The 17,020-nt window shown below is 66.5% G+C and carries 17 protein-coding genes; 14 read left to right on the forward strand and 3 right to left on the reverse strand.

What is annotated here, in order from left to right:
• Window positions 1-59: 59 nt before the first annotated feature.
• Both DELCS14_RS11160 and DELCS14_RS11165 read left to right on the forward strand, forming a co-directional pair.
• A complete protein-coding gene (locus tag DELCS14_RS11160; RefSeq protein WP_013801689.1) occupies window positions 60-890 on the forward strand; it encodes a MetQ/NlpA family ABC transporter substrate-binding protein in 831 nt (276 codons plus the stop codon).
• A 95-nt stretch (window positions 891-985) separates the two neighbouring features.
• The gene (locus DELCS14_RS11165; protein WP_013801690.1) at window positions 986-1,534 is read left to right on the forward strand and encodes an NAD(P)H-dependent oxidoreductase; all 549 of its coding nucleotides are present in this window, start codon (window positions 986-988) and stop codon (window positions 1,532-1,534) included.
• A 91-nt stretch (window positions 1,535-1,625) separates the two neighbouring features.
• Here the strand turns inward: DELCS14_RS11165 and DELCS14_RS11170 are convergent, their stop codons facing one another.
• On the reverse strand, window positions 1,626-2,114 hold the full coding sequence (locus DELCS14_RS11170; RefSeq protein ID WP_013801691.1) for a hypothetical protein: 489 nt from the start codon (window positions 2,112-2,114) through the stop codon (window positions 1,626-1,628).
• Between the two features lie 263 nt (window positions 2,115-2,377).
• Here DELCS14_RS11170 and DELCS14_RS11175 point away from each other — a divergent pair, with 263 nt between their 5' ends.
• The gene (locus tag DELCS14_RS11175; protein ID WP_013801692.1) at window positions 2,378-3,493 is read left to right on the forward strand and encodes an NHL repeat containing protein; all 1,116 of its coding nucleotides are present in this window, start codon (window positions 2,378-2,380) and stop codon (window positions 3,491-3,493) included.
• Between the two features lie 86 nt (window positions 3,494-3,579).
• Here the strand turns inward: DELCS14_RS11175 and DELCS14_RS11180 are convergent, their stop codons facing one another.
• Complete coding sequence (locus tag DELCS14_RS11180) at window positions 3,580-4,218, reverse strand: FMN-dependent NADH-azoreductase (protein WP_013801693.1); 639 nt, start codon at window positions 4,216-4,218, stop codon at window positions 3,580-3,582.
• A gap of 176 nt (window positions 4,219-4,394) precedes the next feature.
• Between DELCS14_RS11180 and DELCS14_RS11185 the strand changes: the two genes are divergently transcribed.
• The 7 genes from DELCS14_RS11185 (at window position 4,395) to DELCS14_RS11215 (ending at window position 11,009) form a co-directional block, all read left to right on the forward strand.
• A complete protein-coding gene (locus DELCS14_RS11185) occupies window positions 4,395-5,324 on the forward strand; it encodes a LysR family transcriptional regulator (protein ID WP_012206391.1) in 930 nt (309 codons plus the stop codon).
• Between the two features lie 115 nt (window positions 5,325-5,439).
• Window positions 5,440-6,099 (forward strand): alpha/beta hydrolase, encoded by a 660-nt coding sequence (locus tag DELCS14_RS11190; protein WP_013801694.1) that lies wholly within the window; start codon window positions 5,440-5,442, stop codon window positions 6,097-6,099.
• A 158-nt stretch (window positions 6,100-6,257) separates the two neighbouring features.
• Entirely contained in the window at window positions 6,258-7,259 is a 1,002-nt protein-coding gene (rpsI, locus tag DELCS14_RS11195; RefSeq protein ID WP_013801695.1) for a 30S ribosomal protein S9, read from the forward strand.
• A gap of 74 nt (window positions 7,260-7,333) precedes the next feature.
• The gene (gene cysT, locus DELCS14_RS11200) at window positions 7,334-8,239 is read left to right on the forward strand and encodes a sulfate ABC transporter permease subunit CysT (RefSeq protein WP_013801696.1); all 906 of its coding nucleotides are present in this window, start codon (window positions 7,334-7,336) and stop codon (window positions 8,237-8,239) included.
• 1 nt (window position 8,240) lies between these two features.
• Window positions 8,241-9,239 (forward strand): sulfate ABC transporter permease subunit CysW, encoded by a 999-nt coding sequence (gene cysW, locus DELCS14_RS11205; protein WP_013801697.1) that lies wholly within the window; start codon window positions 8,241-8,243, stop codon window positions 9,237-9,239.
• Between the two features lie 37 nt (window positions 9,240-9,276).
• Window positions 9,277-10,404 carry a sulfate ABC transporter ATP-binding protein gene (locus DELCS14_RS11210; RefSeq protein ID WP_013801698.1) on the forward strand — a complete coding sequence of 376 codons (1,128 nt, stop codon included), beginning with the start codon at window positions 9,277-9,279 and terminating at the stop codon, window positions 10,402-10,404.
• A 98-nt stretch (window positions 10,405-10,502) separates the two neighbouring features.
• The gene (locus DELCS14_RS11215; protein WP_012206385.1) at window positions 10,503-11,009 is read left to right on the forward strand and encodes a disulfide bond formation protein B; all 507 of its coding nucleotides are present in this window, start codon (window positions 10,503-10,505) and stop codon (window positions 11,007-11,009) included.
• A 3-nt stretch (window positions 11,010-11,012) separates the two neighbouring features.
• On the opposite strand, the gene dhaL is transcribed toward DELCS14_RS11215, so the two are convergent.
• Complete coding sequence (gene dhaL / locus DELCS14_RS11220; RefSeq protein ID WP_013801699.1) at window positions 11,013-12,809, reverse strand: dihydroxyacetone kinase subunit DhaL; 1,797 nt, start codon at window positions 12,807-12,809, stop codon at window positions 11,013-11,015.
• A 294-nt stretch (window positions 12,810-13,103) separates the two neighbouring features.
• On the opposite strand from dhaL, the gene rpiB reads away from it, so the two are divergent.
• The 4 genes from rpiB (at window position 13,104) to DELCS14_RS11240 (ending at window position 16,974) form a co-directional block, all read left to right on the forward strand.
• Window positions 13,104-13,577, forward strand: a complete 474-nt coding sequence (gene rpiB / locus DELCS14_RS11225; RefSeq protein WP_013801700.1) for a ribose 5-phosphate isomerase B — start codon at window positions 13,104-13,106, stop codon at window positions 13,575-13,577.
• Window positions 13,578-13,579: 2 nt separating this feature from the next.
• Window positions 13,580-15,094, forward strand: coding sequence for a sugar ABC transporter ATP-binding protein (locus tag DELCS14_RS11230; protein ID WP_013801701.1), 1,515 nt, complete (start codon window positions 13,580-13,582; stop codon window positions 15,092-15,094).
• A gap of 63 nt (window positions 15,095-15,157) precedes the next feature.
• Window positions 15,158-16,213 carry a substrate-binding domain-containing protein gene (locus DELCS14_RS11235; protein WP_013801702.1) on the forward strand — a complete coding sequence of 352 codons (1,056 nt, stop codon included), beginning with the start codon at window positions 15,158-15,160 and terminating at the stop codon, window positions 16,211-16,213.
• Complete coding sequence (locus tag DELCS14_RS11240; protein WP_013801703.1) at window positions 16,210-16,974, forward strand: GolD/DthD family dehydrogenase; 765 nt, start codon at window positions 16,210-16,212, stop codon at window positions 16,972-16,974. The genes DELCS14_RS11235 and DELCS14_RS11240 overlap by 4 nt, the downstream gene beginning before the upstream one ends.
• Window positions 16,975-17,020: the final 46 nt, after the last annotated feature.

Genomic DNA, 17,020 nt, shown 5'->3' on the forward strand with positions numbered 1-17,020 from the left:
CGCTGTCCAGACCCGCTTTCTTCTTTCTTCCCGCTCTCTCCCAAAAAAAGGATTCCGACATGACCGCATCCCTTTCCTTCGTGCGCCGCCACCTGCTGGCCTCGGCCGCCGCCCTTGCCGCTGCCAGCGTGCTGGCGCTGCCCGCCCACGCCCAGGCCGACAAGAAGCAGCTGGTGATCGGCGGCACGGCTGGCTCCAACATCGACCAGCTCAAGCAGGGCATCGTGCCGCTGCTGCAAAAGAAGGGCTATCAGGTCAAGCTGGTGGAGTTCAACGACTACGTGCAGCCCAACCTGGCGCTGGCCCAGGGCTCGCTGGATGCCAACTTCTTCCAGCACCGCGTCTACCTGCAGAAGTTCGCGGCCGACCAGAAGCTGGACCTGGTGGAGCTGGTGCAAGGCCCCATCGCCCCGCTGGGCGTGTACTCCAAGACCCGCAAGACCCTGGCCGAGGCCAAGGAAGGCGACCGCGTGACCCTGCCCAACGACCCGAGCAACCTGGCGCGTGCGCTGGTGCTGCTGGAGCAGGCCGGGCTGATCAAGGCCAAGCCCGGCATCGATCCGCTGCGCGTGTCCGAAAAGGACCTGGCCGAGAATCCGCGCAAGCTCAAGTTCATCCCGCTGGAAGCCGCACAGCTGCCGCGTTCGCTGGGCGACACCGAGTACGCCATCATCAACGGCAACTTCGCCATCTCCTCGGGCCTGAAGCTGACCGAGGCCGTCTCGCTGGAAAAGACCCCCGACCACTACCTGAACGTGGTGGCCATCAAGAAGAAGGACCAGGGCACGGCATGGGCCAAGGACCTGGCCGAGGTCTACCGCTCCGCCGAATTCAAGGCCGTGGTGGACAGCAAGTTCCAGGGCTACGCCAAGCCCTCCTTCCTACAGTGAGCCCGCTGAAGGCGGCCACATAATGGCTGCTTGCGGGAGGTGCCCCTCCCGCCTCTTTCCCGCCCGTTTCCCGCCATTTCCTCCAGGAGCAATGCATGAGCCAGATCAAGGTCGCTGTCATCGTGGGCAGCCTGCGCAAGGATTCCTTCAACCGCAAATTCGCCGACGCCATTGCGCGCCTGGCGCCCGAAGGCCTGGTCTTCGAGCAGGTCGCCATCGACAGCCTGCCCCTGTACAACCAGGACCATGACGGCAATGAGGTGGACGTGGTCAAGCAGTTCCGCGCCCAGATCCAGTCGGCCCAGGCCGTGCTGTTCCTGACGCCCGAGTACAACCGCTCGATTCCCGGCGTGCTCAAGAACGCGCTGGACCAGGGCTCGCGCCCCTACGGCAAGAGCGTCTGGGCCGGCAAGCCCGCTGCCGTGGCCGGCGTCTCCGTGGGTGCCATCGGCACGGCGCTGGCGCAGCAGCATCTGCGCAATGTGCTGGCCTACCTGGACATGCCCACTCTGGCCCAGCCCGAAATCTTCATACAGGCCAAGGACGGCCTGTTTGCCGAAGACGGCTCCATCGGCGCCGGCAGCCGCGATTTCGTGAACGGCTTCTTGCAGAAGTTCGCTGCCTGGGCGCGCAAGCACCAGTGAGCGGTGCGGCAAGGCCGCTCAAGACACAAAAAAGCCCGGCAATGCCGGGCTTTTGCGTTGGGGGGCCTGCGGGCGCAGAGCCCAGGAAGCGTCAGGAAGCGGGAGAAGGGTTGGCAATCGCCGCAGCAGGGCGTGCGGCGGACGATGCCTTCTCGCGCGCCTGGGCCTGGTCGATGGCGTCGATGATCACCACGCCGGTCGACTTGACGCCGGGCGCCGAAAAGCCGGCACCGGGCGTCACGCCGGGATGGGCCAGCAGCTTGCGCGTCATTTCCTGGTTCAGCTGCTGCTGGCTGGGCTTGGCGGGGGTGGGCGTGGCGGCGGGCTGCTCGGGCTCCTCGGGCGCAGGTGCCTCGTCGGTGTTGCGCACATAGCTGCGGTACACGCGCGAATTGAGCTGCTCCTGGTCCTGCTCGCGCTGGTACTGCATGAACTGGTAGACGCCGATGCCCAGCACGGTAATGGCCAGCAGGGACACGGCAATCACCGTGATCACCAGGTTTTCATCGGACGGCGGGCGGGCATGGACATGGACAGGGCCGCGGGGCCGGGCATGGGGACGGTGGCTTGTGGCTGGCATGGATGGAAGGCAGTGAATGCAATAAGGCTGCCTGGATATCGGCAGGTCCGCCGTCTTTCTGAAATACAGACGGTTCGTGTCGGACAAAGCCGCGAATATGGCGGTGATGGTTCAGCCTAACAGCTTCGTGTGTCGTGCAAGGCCAGGCAGGCATTGGATTTTTCAAAGAAGCGGAAACAGCGGATACCTGTTTTGTTTGGTAACGCCCACTAGACTGCTGGCGTGACGTTCATGACGGCATTCATCCATAAGGGCGAGACAAGATGCAAAAAAAGGGCTGGAGAAATCTGTGCAGAGGCGGCGCGCTGAGCGTGGCATTGGTGACCGTTTTGGCGGCGTGCGGCGGTGGGGGAGGCGATGGCAATGGCTCAGTTGTCGAACCGCAGCCGGCGCCTGTGCAGATGTCGCTGCTGGCGGGTTCGCTGGCAAGCAAGCCCGACGCACTGGCTCAGGACCACTGTGGTCAGGTCAACGGCGTGGGCGCGCAGGCGCGGTTTTCGAGAATCACCGATCTCGCCCTTTCGCCGCTTGGCGACATTTATGTGTCGGAAGATGTTTATCCGCCTGTGTCACCGCAGCCGCCTTGCCCCACGCCCGAGCGCTCTCGCATTCGCCGGATTGCGGGGGAAGGTGTGGTGTCCACCTTCTCCACAGGTGGGGACAGCGACTGGGGCGAGTCCCGCAACTTTCTGTATCCGCGCGCTATTGCAGCAGGTGGCAGTGGCGAGGTCTTTGTTGCGGATGGCCTGACCTGTGCAGAGTGCGCTGTCTTCAGTGGAGGCATGCCCCGCAATGGCATGGGCGTCTGGGTGCAGCAGGCATCGGGTGCAGTGCGGGCGCTGGCCGGTGGTGGGCCCAATTCAAGTGGCCCTAAGGATGGCGTTGGCGCTGCAGCGATTTTTTCCGGCCCCCATGCCATGCGACGTACGCCCGATGGCCGGCTGTTCGTGCTGGATTGGAGCAGGCTGCGTCAGGTCACGGCCGATGGTGAGGTCACCACGTTGCCAGGCGAAGGTTTCAACGCGCTCGCCGTCGCCGGCAATGGGCAACTGCTGGTTGCCCGTGGTGGAGAAATCCTCAACTACACGACAGGCCAAACGCTGGCTAGGCTGGATGACAACGTGTCTTCCATGGCCCTGGACAGCAGGAATGGCATCTACGTTGTGACCAGCAACCGCAGCACCCTGGTCCAAAAGCTTTCGGATAGCGGGCAGCTCAGCATCGTGGCAGGACGTGTGGACAGCGCACCCCTGGCATACGAGCTCGGGCCACTGCCTGGCAAGCTGCTGCACGTCAAAGCCATTGCTTTCGACCGCCAGGACCGCTTGTTGATCGCCGGCGCGTACGCCGTCGTTCGCACCAGTCCGCTGGTGCGCTGATTGCGACGGCTGTCAGGCTCGGCGGCCAGCAAAAAGCGCAGGCGCCCGGTCAGGGCGCCTGCGCTTTTTTATGCGCAAGACCGGGTTCAGGCGGCGATGGCCGCTTCCTGATTGGCGGCAGCCGCTGCACGCACGATGTCGCTGTGGGCCGATTCCAGGGCCTTGGCCTTGGACTCATCGCCCATGGCCACGCCTTCTGCGCGCACGATGCTCACATCGGTGATGCCCAGGAAGCCGAACACCGTCTTCAGGTAGCTTTCCTGGTGCTCCAGGGCCTGGCCCATTTCGCTGGTGGAGTACACACCGCCGCGCGTGGAGGCCACGATGACCTTCTTGCCCTTGGCCAGGCCTTCGGGGCCGGCTGCGGTGTAGCGGAAGGTGCGGCCGCCCTGGGCGATGCGGTCGATCCAGGCCTTGAGCTGGCTGGAGATGGTGAAGTTGTAGAACGGAGCGCCGACCACGACCACATCGGCCGCCAGGAACTGGCTCACCAGGGCTTCGGAGATGGCGTTCTGTGCGCGCTCGGCTTCCGTTGTGGCGGCCTGGCCGGTGCGAAAGCCCATGGACACTGCGTTCAGGTGGTCGGGGGCGTTCACGGCCAGATCCAGGTATTCGACCTTGGCGCCGGGGTTGGCGGCGACCAGGGCAGCCACTGTCTGGGCGGTCAGCTGGCGGGACACCGAAGCGGCGCCGGTGATGGAAGAGTCGATGTGCAGCACTTGCATGGAAAAGCTCCTGAGATGTCGGTTGGGATCGCGGTTGGGATCGGCCACTCGGGAAAGCTTGTAGGGCCGACGATGGGATCAATTGTGAATTTGGACAGAGTCTTTGATAAGCCGCCGAAATTGCGATAGATTGTCCTGAATTTGCAGTCAATGAGCACAGGGGAGGGATGCGCGACATGATGGATCTCAACGACATGCTGTACTTCGCCGAGGTGGTGGAGCGCGGCGGCTTTGCCTCTGCCGGGCGGGCGCTGGGCATACCCAAGTCGCGGCTGTCGCGGCGCGTGGCGGAGCTGGAGGCCCGGCTGGGCGTGCGCCTGCTGCAGCGCACCACGCGCAAGCTCTCACTGACCCAGGTGGGCGAGGCCTATCTGCGCCATTGCCAGGCCATGCGCGATGCGGCCCTGGCCGCCGCCGACACCGTGGCCGAGGTGCAGACCGAGCCGCGCGGCACCATCCGCGTGAGCTGCCCCGTGACCCTGGCCCAGACCGTGCTGGGCGAACTCATGCCCCAGTTCCTGCAGCGCTGCCCGCTGGTGCATGTGGAGATGCAGGTGACCAACCGGCCCGTGAACCTGGTGGAGGAGGGCATCGACGTGGCGCTGCGCGTGCGCCCCAGCCTGGAGGACAGCGGCTCCATGGTCGTCAAGCGGCTGGATGTGGCGCGCCAGATCCTCGTGGCCAGCCCGGAGCTGCTGGAGCGCCAGGGCACGCCGCGTGCACTGGCCGACCTGCAGCACCTGGACAGCATGTCCATGTCGGCGGTGGATGGCCAGTCCAGCCTGCTGCTGGTCGGCCCCGAAGGCCGCGAGCAACGCCTGCAGCTGCAGCCGCGCTACGTGGTGGATGACCTGCTGACGCTGAAATTCGCGGCGCTGGCCGGCAGTGGCATGTGCTGGCTGCCTGACTACATGTGCCACGAGGAACTGGCCGAGGGCCGGCTGGTTCATCTGCTGCCGGGCTGGGAGCCGCCCCAGGGCATCGTGCACGCGGTTTTCCCCTCGCGGCGCGGCCTGGCGCCGGCCGTGCGGCATTTCCTGGACTTCCTCGGCGAGACCGTGCCGGGGCGCAACAGCCATGCCACGCGCGAGCCGGCGGCACGCTAGGGTTGGGTTGCACCTCGCCACGCCATAAGAAAACAACAAAACGTTCGTTGGGATAGTTGGCGGTGTTCTCCACAATCGGGGCCCATGTCCAGCAATGGACAGTCCAGGAGAACCCATGAATCCCCACCGCATCATCATCGTGCCCGGCTGGCGCAACTCCGGTCCTGACCACTGGCAAAGCCTGTGGGCGCAGCAGCTGCCGCATGCCGAGCGCGTGGAGCAGGACGACTGGCTGGTGCCCCACCGCGATCCCTGGGTGGCCGCGCTGGAGCAACTGGTGCTGTCCCGGCCTGAACCGGTGGTGCTGGCCGCCCACAGCCTGGGCTGCATCACGGCCGCGCACCTGGGCCCCGAGGCCAGTGCGCGCGTGCGCGGTGCGCTGCTGGTGGCGCCGGCCGATCCCGAGCGCCGTGCCCAGCTGGCCGACTTTGCGCCCGTGCCCTATGCGCCGCTGCCATACCGCAGCGTGCTGGTGGCCAGCAGCAACGACCCCTACTGTCCGATCCGCCGGGCCGGCGCCTATGCGCGGGCCTGGGGAAGCGAGTTCGTGCGGCTGCAGAATGCGGGGCACATCAATGTCGAATCAGGCTTTGGCGACTGGCCCCTGGGCCTGGCGCTGCTGCAGTCGCTGATGCAGGGCGACAGCTGGCAGCCGGCGCAGCCCCGGCCTGCCGTGCGTTCCCCGCGCTCGCCGCGTCCGCCACGTGTGGCGGCTGCGCATGCCTCCGTCTCTGCGGGCACTGGCGCTGGCGCGCCATGGGCTGCTGGCCTGTGATGGGTCGGCGGGGGACCGCGGGCAGGGCAGGTCCTTTATATGGTGACAGGCCATTAACAAACAAAAATATATTCTTTTGAGTTTTAAGTCAGCGTTCGCACAATGTGACTGTCTGTGAATACACCGCAGAGATGTCCACTAATAAAAGGCAGCGAACCATGCATTCTTTGAAGCTCAAGACTTTGTTGGCCACCCTGGCGCTGGCCGCCGCGGGAACGGTATCGGCGCAGAACCAGCTGCTCAACGTTTCCTACGACGTGGCACGCGAGTTCTACAAGGACTACAACGCCGCCTTCGTCGCCCACTACAAGAAGACCAAGGGCGTGGACATCAAGGTGGACCAGTCGCACGGTGGCTCCAGCGCCCAGGCGCGTGCCGTCAATGACGGCCTGGCCGCCGATGTGGTGACCTTCAACACCACCACCGACGTGCAGTTCCTGGCCGACAGCGGCGTGGTCGCCAAGGACTGGGCCAAGAAATTCCCCAATGACGCCTCGCCCACCACATCGACCATGCTGTTCCTGGTGCGCAACGGCAATCCCAAGAACATCAAGGACTGGAGCGATCTGATCCGTCCCGACGTGAAGGTCGTGGTGGTCAATCCCAAGACCGGCGGCAATGGCCGCTACGCCTACCTGGCGGCCTGGGGTTCGGTGCGCGAGAAGGGCGGCACCGACGCGCAGGCGGCCGAGTTCGTGCAGCAGCTCTACAAGAACGTGCCCGTGCTGGGCAAGGGCGGCCGCGACGCGACCAGCATCTTCCTGCAGCGCAATATCGGCGACGTGCTGATCACCTTCGAATCCGAAGTGGTCTCCGTGGATCGCGAATTCGGCAAGGGCAAGGTCGATGCCGTCCATCCCTCGGTGTCCATCGTGGCCGAGAACCCCGTGGCCGTGGTCGAGCGCACCGTGGCCAAGAAGGGCACGGGCCAGCTGGCGCACGACTACCTGGCCTGGTTGTACTCCGACGAGGCCCAGGAAATCGCCGCACAGCACGCGCTGCGCCCCCGCTCCGAGGCCGTGCTCAAGAAGCATGCCGATGTGTTCAAGCCCATCAAGCAGTTCACCGTGGCCAAGTATTTCGGCTCGCTGTCCGAAGCCCAGAAGGTGCACTTCAACGACGGCGGACAGTTCGACAAGATCTACGTTCCCGGCAAGTAAGCAAGCAAGCAGGCATGAAGGCGGCGCAGTCCGCCTGAGGCCCCCTCCCCACACTGGCTGATTTGGAATCCAACATGGTGTCTGCCGTTCCGACCAGCCCAAGGCCTGGCGCCGACGCTCCTGTGCCCGCACCGTCCGGTGCGGCGCGCAAAGGGCGCGGCGCCAAGCGCGTTTTGCCCGGCTTCGGGCTGACCTTGGGCTATACGCTGTTTTATCTGAGCCTGATCGTGCTGATCCCGTTGTCGGCACTGTTGTTCAAGACCTTCTCGCTCACCTGGCCCCAGTTCTGGGAGGCCGTGGCCTCGCCGCGCGTGCTGGCCTCGTACCGGCTGACGTTTGGTGCCTCGTTTGCGGCGGCCTGCGTGAACCTGGTGTTCGGCCTGCTGATCGCCTGGGTGCTGGTGCGCTACAAGTTCCCGGGCAAGAAGATCGTCGATGCGCTCGTCGATCTGCCCTTTGCCCTGCCCACGGCCGTGGCCGGCATTTCGCTGACTGCCTTGCTGGCCGGCAATGGCTGGGTGGGCCAGTACCTGGAGCCCTACGGCATCCAGCTGGCCTTCAATCCGAACGGCGTGGTGATTGCGCTGATCTTCATCGGCCTGCCTTTCGTGGTGCGCACGGTGCAGCCGGTGCTGGAAGACTCCGAAAAGGAGCTGGAAGAGGCTGCCACCAGCCTGGGCGCCTCGCGCTGGCAGATCTTCTACAAGGTGATCCTGCCGGCCATCACGCCCGCGCTGCTCACGGGCTTTGCCATGGCCTTTGCACGCGCCATCGGCGAGTACGGATCGGTCATCTTCATCGCGGGCAACATGCCCATGATTTCTGAAATCACACCGCTGATCATCATTGGCAAGCTGGAGCAATACGACTACGCAGGCGCCACGGCCGTGGCCGTGGTGATGCTGCTGTTCTCCTTCGTGATGCTGCTGGTCATCAACGCGCTGCAGGCATGGCAGCGCAAGCATTCGGGAGGGGCTTGAGATGGCGTTGTCTCCACAGGAAGCATTGCTTCTCAAGATCATTGGCGCGGTGCTGGTCGCCGTGCTGGTGCTGTACAGGCTCACCGCGCCCCCGAAGGGCCGGCGCGAAAAGCTCACCACCACCGAGCCGCGCGCCGTGCGCTGGATTCTCACGGGCATTGCGCTGATCTTCATCGGCCTGTTCCTCGTGCTGCCGCTGGCGGCCGTGTTCACCGAGGCGCTGCGCAAGGGCTGGGACGCCTATGTCGCCGGCCTGCAGGAGCCCGATGCCTGGTCGGCCATCAAGCTGACCCTGATCACGGCGCTGATCGCCGTGCCGGTGAACCTGGTGTTCGGCGTGGCGGCGGCCTGGTGCATCGCCAAGTTCGAGTTCCGGGGCAAGGCCTTTCTGATCACCCTGATCGACCTGCCGTTCTCGATCTCGCCTGTGGTGGCGGGCCTGATGTACGTGCTGGTGTTCGGTGCCCATGGCTGGTTCGGCCCCTGGCTGGCCGAGCATGACATCAAGATCATCTTCGCCGTGCCCGGCATCGTGCTGGCCACCATCTTCGTGACCTTCCCCTTCATCGCCCGCGAGCTGATCCCGCTGATGCAGGCGCAGGGCAGCGACGAGGAGCAGGCCGCCATCGTGCTGGGTGCCACGGGCTGGCAGACCTTCTGGAAGGTCACCGTGCCCAACATCAAGTGGGGCCTGCTGTACGGCGTGATCCTGTGCAATGCGCGTGCCATGGGCGAGTTCGGCGCGGTGTCGGTGGTCTCGGGCCACATCCGCGGCCAGACCAACACCATTCCGCTGCATGTGGAGATCCTCTACAACGAGTACCAGTCCGTTGCCGCCTTCGCTGCCGCCTCGCTGCTGGCCCTGCTGGCGCTGGTGACCCTGGTCATCAAGTCGGTGGCCGAGTGGCGTGCCGAGCAGCAGGCCAAGGCCGCTGCCGACCTGCCTCCCGAGCGCCCCACGGCGGCATCCCAGGCATCCCAGGTGCCGCAGGTGTCCTGAACCTCGGCCCCGACCAGACAAAAGCAAGAGCAAGACCATGAGCATTGAAATACGCAACGTCAGCAAGCAGTTCGGCGATTTCCAGGCCCTGCGCGATGTGAGCCTGGACATCCAGTCCGGCGAACTCATCGCACTGCTCGGCCCCTCGGGCTGCGGCAAGACCACGCTGCTGCGCATCATCGCGGGCCTGGAGACGCCCGACGTGGGCAGCATCCACTTCAGCGGCGAAGACACCACCGATGTCCATGTGCGCGAGCGCAATGTGGGCTTCGTGTTCCAGCACTACGCGCTGTTCCGCCACATGACCGTGTTCGAGAACGTGGCCTTCGGCCTGCGCGTGAAGCCGCGCAGCCAGCGCCCCAGCGAGGCCCAGATCCGCGAGAAGGTGATGAGCCTGCTCAAGCTGGTGCAGCTGGACTGGATTGCCGAACGCTTCCCGTCCCAGCTGTCGGGCGGCCAGCGCCAGCGCATTGCCCTGGCCCGCGCCCTGGCGGTGGAGCCCAAGGTGCTGCTGCTCGACGAGCCCTTCGGCGCGCTGGATGCCAAGGTGCGCAAGGAGCTGCGCCGCTGGCTGCGCCGCCTGCATGACGAGCTGCACGTGACTTCCATCTTCGTGACCCACGACCAGGAGGAGGCACTGGAGGTGGCCGACCGCGTGGTCGTCATCAACCAGGGCCGCATCGAGCAGGAGGGCACGCCCCAGCAGGTCTGGGACAACCCGGCCACGCCCTTCGTCTACGGCTTCCTGGGTGATGTCAACCTGTTCAAGGGCCGTGCCAGCGATGGCCGCGTCTACCTGGACGACGGCACCCAGCTGGACAGCCACGACGCCAAGGGCGCCAGCGACAGCAAGGCCTTCGCCTATGTGCGCCCGCACGATCTGGAGGTGGAGCGCTACTCGCCCGGCCAGAACCTGGACGTCCAGGGACGGCCCACGGGCATCGTCGTGCAGCTGGCCCGCGCCATCGTCGTGGGGCCCATTGCGCGCCTGGAACTTATTCCATCGGAGAGCACCGAAAGCACGGACAATGCCGAAGAGGGTGGCCTGATCGAGGCGCAGATTCCTGCGCAGCAGTTCAGGGACATGGCCCTGCGCGAGGGGGAAACCCTGGTGGTGACACCGCGCCGTGCCAAGGTGTTTCTGGACGAGGCGGCTGGCATCTGACGGCGCGGCAACGGCTTCCTGCACCCGCTGAACAGGGCTGCAGCGCCGGGCCGGCGCCGCAGCCCTGATTTCATTCAACCGGGTGACGAAAGACAAGAATGCTTCAATGGTTTGACAACGCTCCGCGCCGCATCCTGGCGCTCATCAGCCTGGCCTGCGTGGCCATGCTGGCCTTCGGCATGTATCTGCAGCATGTGGTCGGGCTGGAGCCCTGCCCGATGTGCATCGTGCAGCGCTATGCATTGATCGGCGTGGCCCTCTTCACGGGCCTGGGCAGTGTGCGCGGCGGCCGTGGCTGGCTGATCAGCTGGGGCGTGCTGGCGCTGGTGGCTGCAGGCTTTGGCGCCTTCGTCGCCGCGCGCCAGAGCTGGCTGCAGTGGTATCCGCCCGAGTTCGCCACCTGCGGCCGCGACTTCTATGGAATGATCGAGAACTACTCCATCAGCCGTGCCGTGCCCATGATCTTCCGTGGCTCGGGCGACTGCGCCGCCGTGGACTGGAGCTTTCTGGGCGGCTCCATCGCCAACTGGTCCTTCATCTGCTTTGCCATCATGAGCGTGGCCGTCTTGGTGCTGCTGGTGCGCGGCGCTGCCCGCAGGCGCTGAGCCCTAGGCTGAGGCTTGCGCCAGTCGCCGCTGCAGCGACTGCGCCAGGGTGCTCAGAATCAGCCAGCAGGACGTGGCGCCCGCGTCCAGCACGCCAATGGAGCGCGGCCCCAGCCGGGCCGAGCGCCCGATGCGGGCCTGCAAGTGGCGCGTGGATTCCTTGCCCGCTTCGGCCGCGGCCTCCATGGCCTGCAGCGCCTCGCGGAAACCGGCGCCGGCCTGCAGCGATTGCCGGTAGGCCTGCAGGGCCGGGGCCAGCGTGTCGATGAGGGTCTTGTCGCCCACCTGGGCCTTGCCCATCTCCTGCACATCGGCGACGGCCCGCGCCAGCGCCTGGCCGAACAGGGCTGCATCCATCTCCTGCTCCGGCCCAAGAACATCGGCGAAGCCTTGGAAGAAGCTGCCGTACAGCGGGCCCATGGAGCCGCCGATATCGTCCATCAAGGCCTGGGACAGCTGCTGCAGCGCCGCAGGCAGCTGCGCTGCCTGGCTGGCCTCCATGGCATCAAGCCGTGCGCCGCAGCCGGAAAAGCCCTTGGCCATGTTGATGCCGTGATCGCCATCGCCGATCAGGCCGTCGATCTCGCTCAGGAACTCCCGGTGGCTGACGATGGCCGTGATCAGTTCACGCACGATGCTGCCCGCGCCATCGAGCGCAATGGCCGGCCCTTTGCTGGTGCGCCTTGCGGCTTGGGGGCGGGCGGTTTGTGCTTGTTCCTGGGCCTGTGCTGGCGTCCTTGCCGGAACAGAGGGCGGCGTTGGAATGGCCTCCTGCGGCTGGGGCGGCAGCCCGCCGGCCAGGGTCAGGGCGACTGACTGGCAGGGTGCCTTGAGGCAGGCCAGCAGCTCGTCGTCCAGCTGCATCAGCGTGAGCGTGATGCCCATCATCTCCAGCGAGGTGAAGAGATTGCCCACCAGCCGGAAGGCCACCTGAATGCCGCGTTCTTGCAGGCGCCGGGCCACCTCGCCATAGAGGATGTACTGCTCCATCAGCGGCGTGGCGCCCAGGCCGGACAGCAGCACGGCCACGCGGTCGCCCGGGGAGAAGGGCAGGTCGGGCAGCAGGGTGTCCAGCATGCGCTCGGCCATATCGGCCGCCGTGGCCGTGCGGTGCACGGACATGCCGGGCTCGCCATGGTGGCCTATGCCCACCTCCATGCTGCCGCGCTCGATATGGAAGTTGGCCTTGCCCACGGCGGGAATGGTGCATGCCGACAGGCCGATGCCGATGCTGCGCGTGCGGGCCATGGCGTGCCGGGCGAGGGCGATCACTTCGTCGAGGCTGGCGCCCATGGCCGCCCGGGCGCCCGCCACCTTCCACATCAGGATCTCGCCGGCCACGCCGCGGCGGCTGGCTTCGTCGCCCCGCGCGGCTGAAGGCACGTCGTCGTTGGCCACCACGGTCCTGACCGCCATGCCTTCGGCCGCGGCCATCTGCACGGCCATGGCCACGTTCATGTTGTCGCCCGCGTAGTTGCCATACAGGCAGGCCACGCCGGCGCCGCCATCGGCCGCGCGCATGGCGTCGTAGAAGCTTCTGGCCGTGGGGGACGAGAAGACCTCGCCCACGGCGGCGGCGTCGCACAGGCCTGCGCCCACATAGCCCAGAAAGGCCGGCTCATGGCCCGACCCGCCGCCCGTCACGATGCCCACCTTGCCCCTGCGTGGCGCGCCATGCAGGCGCACGACGCGGGCATTGCCGGCGTCGATGCGCAGGGTGTCGCCATGGGCGGCGATCCATCCCTGGAGCATGTCCTCCACCACCCGGTCGGGGTCGTTGATCACGCGGTTGGTCGTCATGCCTTTGTCTCCTCCAAGTGCAGTCCCGGCGGGTGTGCCGAAGACTGTTCATATGATCATTGAATGGTCATTTTTGATTTGTTGAAATTGGCATGTCAATGCCTGTTGGCTATTCAATAGCCAAGGGAAAACGATAGGATTTGATGGATTTTGTAGAAAATTCAACGGGTTACGTATTTGTCTTGCCGATTCGCATAGCTATCTTTGTTTGACAACTGCTCTCCGATTGAGAAGACTCTCAAAAAACATTGATCAAATGATCATGTTATGGTCTTTTGTAATGAAGGGGATGCCATGAACCTGGCCATCGGCTGCGACGAAGCCGCCTGCGACCTCAAGAACGCCGTGAAGCAGCATCTGCTGGCCCAGGGCCACGAAGTGGCCGACTTCGGCACGCACGACGGCGAGCCGGTGCTCTACCCCGACATCGGCATCGCGGTGGCGCAGGCCATCGTCCAGGGCCGCCATGAGCGCGGCGTTCTCCTGTGCGGCACGGGCATAGGCATGGCCATTGCCGCCAACAAGGTGGCGGGCATCCGCGCCGCGCAGGCGCATGACACCTATTCGGCCGAGCGCGCCAGCCGCAGCAACGACGCGCAGATCATCACGCTGGGCTCGCGCGTGATCGGGGTGGAACTGGCCAAGGCCATCGTGGACCGCTTCCTTGCATCGCGCTTCGATGGCGGCAGCTCGGCCCTGAAGGTGGATGCCATCACCGGCTTCGAACGCTCGCAGGCCGCCGCGGCCGGGCGCGGGCAGGGCGCGTGACCATGGGCACCGGCACCGGCACCGGCACCGGCACCGGCACCGCACTGCTGCAGGCGCGCGGCGTGGCCAAGAGCTTCGGCGGCGTGCCTGCGCTGCGCAACGGCTGCCTTGAGCTGCAGGCCGGCAGCGTGCACGCGCTGTGCGGCGGCAATGGCGCAGGCAAGTCCACCTTCCTGAACATCGTGATGGGCCTGTTGCGGCGCGATGCCGGCGAGATATTGCTCAAGGGCCGGCCGGTGGATTTCGCCACGCCGCACGAGGCGCTGGCGCACCGCCTGTCCATCATCACGCAGGAGCTGTCGCCCATCCCGGGCATGAGCGTGGCCGAGAACATCTTCCTGGGCCGCGAGCCTCGGCGCGCCGGCGTGGTGGTCCGCCATGCCGCGCTGCTGGAGCAGGCGGATGCGCTGCTCAGGCAGCTGGGCTTCGATATCGATCCGCGTGCGCAGATGGGCCGCCTGAGCCTGGCGCAGACCCAGCTGGTGGAGATTGCCAAGGCCCTGAGCCGGCAAAGCGAGCTGATCATCATGGACGAGCCCACCTCGGCCATTGGCGAAAGCGAGACCGCCATCCTCTTCGACGCGATACGCCGCGTGACCGCGCAGGGCGCTGGCATCCTCTACGTGTCGCACCGCCTGACGGAGATCTTCACCATTGCCGACAGCTACACGGTGTTCCGCGATGGCGGCTTCGTGCAGACCGGCGCGCTGGCCGATATCGACCGGCGGCAGCTGGTGAAGCTCATCGTGGGCCGGGAGGTCCGCGCTGCCGCCAGCGAGCGCAGGGCTGCGGCGCCGGGCGAGCCGCTGCTGTCGGTGCAGGGGCTCACGCGCCGGGGCGAGTTCGAGGACATCAGCCTGGACGTTGCCCCCGGCGAGGTGCTGGGCATCTACGGACTGATGGGATCGGGCCGCAGCGAATTCCTCAACTGTCTGTACGGCCTCACGCGCGCTGACCAGGGGCAGGCGAGCCTGGGCGGACGGCCCCTGCCGCGCGGCAATCCGGCGGCGTCGATCAAGGCGGGCCTGGCCCTGGTGACCGAGGACCGCAAGGCCACGGGGCTGGTGATGAGCTCCTCGGTGCGCTTCAACACCAGCTTGCCCGCACTGCCGGGCCTGCAGCGCGCCGGGGTGGTGGATGGCGCGGCAGAGCGCGTGCTGGTGGGCGGCCTGCTGCAGCGCCTGCGCGTGAAGCTGGCCAGCCCGGCCATGCCGGTCTCGGGCCTGAGCGGCGGCAACCAGCAGAAGGTGGTGCTGGCCCGCTGCATGGCCACCAACCCCGTCTGCCTGCTGTGCGACGAGCCCACGCGCGGCATCGACGAAGGCGCCAAGCGCGAGGTGTACGCCTTCCTGGCCTCGCTGGCCGAGCAGGGCCATGCCGTGGTGGTGGTGTCCTCCGAGGCGCCGGAACTGCTGGAGCTGAGCGACCGCATTGCCATCTTCCGCAAAGGCCGGCTTGACCGCGTGGTGGCCGGCCACGGCATCACGCAGGAGGCGCTGATGCACCTCGCGTCCTGAGCCCGGGCGATGCCCGTGCTGCGTTTTTCCCCTTGCCTTTCACAACACACAGGAGACATGACCATGCCGTTTTTCCGCTTCACCACCGTGCTTGCCGCCGCGCTTGCCGGTGGGCTGTTCCTGGCCGCAGCGCAGGTCCGGGCCCAGGCTCCGGCCCCGCTGTCGGCACCAGCACCAGTGCCATCGCCGGCCAAGCCCTACCGCATAGGCGCGGCCGTCTATGGGCTCAAGGGCGAGTTCATGCAGATGTGGACCAAGGAGCTGAAGGCGCATCCGGCCGTGAAGGACGGCACGGTGCAGATCACCGTGTTCGACGGCAACTACGACGCGCTGACGCAGAGCAACCAGTTCGACACCATGATTACGCAGAAGTACGACGGCATCCTCTTCGTGCCCATCGACCTGAAGGCGGGCGCGGCGCCCGTGCAGAAGGCGGTGAAGGCCGGCATTCCCGTGGTGGGCTCCAACACGCGCGTGCAGGGCGATGTGCTGACCTCCTACGTGGGCAATGACGATGTGGTGGCCGGCCGCATGCAGGCCGAGGCGCTGATGAAGGCCATCGGCGGCAAGGGCAATATCGTCGTCATCGAGGGGCCCATAGGCCAGTCGGCACAGATCGAGCGGGCGCGCGGCAATGACGAGGTGCTGGCCCGCCACAAGGACGTGAAGGTGCTGGCGCGCAAGACCGCCAACTGGTCGCGTGCCGAATCCATGGGACTGATGGAGAACTGGCTGACCGCATTCCCGGGCCAGATCCAGGGCGTGATCGCCCAGAACGACGACGAGGCCCTGGGCGCGGTGCAGGCCATCAAGACCAAGGGCATCGACATCAAGACCATCCCGGTGGTGGGCGTGGACGGCGTGGCCGCCGCCATCACGGCCGTCAAGCGCGGCGAGATGACCACCAATTTCCAGGATGCCCAGGCCCAGGCGCAGGGCGCGCTGGATGTGCTGCTGCGCCAGCTTGTCGGCCCGTCCTACCGGCCGCGCTCGGTGGTATGGAGCGAGTATGCCCAGGCCATGCCCTGGGGCGATGGCACGGCCAAATCCTACGAGGTGCCCTGGACCGCCATCGTGCCCGCCAATGCCGACGCCTTCTTGCAGAAGGTGCGCAAATGAGCGCCGCCGGCCTGGAGCGGGACTTCGACGGCCGCACGGCCCTGGTCACCGGCGGCGCGGGCGGCATCGGCCTGGCGATTGCCCGGCAGCTCGCCGAAGGCGGTGCGCGTGTCGTCCTGCTGGACCTGGAGCGGCAGGCACTGGACGTGGCCGCTGCCAGCCTGGCGGAGCCCCGGCATCACCTGCCGCTGGCGGTGGATGTGACCAGGCCCGAGGGCGTGGAGCAGGCGGTGGCCACCGTGCTGGAGGCCACGGGCCGCATCGACATCCTGGTCAACAGCGCCGGCGTGGCGCTGCTGGAGCCGGCCGGCGAAATCAGCGAGGCCGCGTGGGAGCGCACGCTGGCCGTCAACCTCACGGCGCCGCTGCTGCTGGCCCAGGCGGTGGCCCCGGCCATGCGCCGCCAGCGCCACGGCCGCATCATCAACCTGGCCTCGCAGGCCAGCGTGGTCGCGCTCAGGCGCCATGCCGCCTATTGCGCCAGCAAGGCGGGCCTGGTGGGACTGACGCGCGTGCTGGCGCTGGAGTGGGCATCGGACGGCATCACCGTCAACGCCATCTCGCCGACGGTGGTGGACACGCCGCTGGGCCGCAAGGCCTGGGCCGGGCAGGTGGGGGAGGCCATGCGGGCACTCATCCCCACGGGCCGCTTTGCGCAGCCCGAGGAGGTGGCGCGGCTGGCCGTGTTCCTGGCCGGTACGCACGCCGGCATGCTGACGGGCGAGAACATCGTCATCGACGGGGGCTACTCCATCCAGTGAGCGGTCAGCCGGCACCACGCCTTTCTTCCATCAACGCGGGAGTCCT

It is taken from the genome of Delftia sp. Cs1-4, from assembly GCF_000214395.1.
Classification (GTDB): Bacteria; Pseudomonadota; Gammaproteobacteria; order Burkholderiales; family Burkholderiaceae_C; genus Comamonas; species Comamonas acidovorans.